General features: G+C 48.7%; 1 protein-coding gene. It reads right to left on the reverse strand.

The annotated features are described in order from the left end of the window. A partial coding sequence (locus ACS8FD_RS21495) for an aconitase family protein (protein WP_439277367.1) occupies window positions 1-653 on the reverse strand: 653 nt, incomplete at both ends.

A 653-nucleotide genomic window follows, 5' to 3' on the forward strand; every position in this document is an offset into this window, starting at 1 on the left:
TTACCACGGCGTGAGCCATAGCTGTTGAAGTCAGCTTCCATGACACCACGCTCTTGCAAGTACTTGCCAGCAGGCGATTCGGCATCGATGTTACCAGCCGGTGAGATATGGTCAGTGGTGATTGAATCACCGAATAGACCTAGAATACGCGCGCCTTCGATATCTAGGATACCCTCTGGCTCCATGGTCATACCATCAAAGAACGGTGGGTTCTTGATGTAAGTAGACTCTTCGCTCCATGGATACAACTGGCTATCCGCCGAGCTAATAGCGTTCCATGCTGCACTACCGTCAAATACTTCGCCGTAGTTTTTGCGGAACATCTCAGCATCGATGTTATTGGCAATCAGCTCGTTGATCTCTTCTGAGGTCGGCCAGATATCTTTTAAGAAGACATCATTACCCTCTAAATCTTGGCCTAGTGGATGAGTCGTCAAGTCAATATCGACCGTACCTGCTAGCGCATAAGCGACAACCAATGGCGGTGAAGCCAAGTAGCTGGCTTTTACGTGTGAGTGGATACGACCTTCAAAGTTACGGTTACCTGATAGGACGGCTGCGGCAACCAAATCACTTTCTTCGATAGCCTCTTCAATCGCATCTAACAGCGGTCCTGAGTTACCGATACAAGTAGTACAACCATAACCGACCAG

Source organism: Psychrobacter sp. 1U2, from assembly GCF_051847575.1.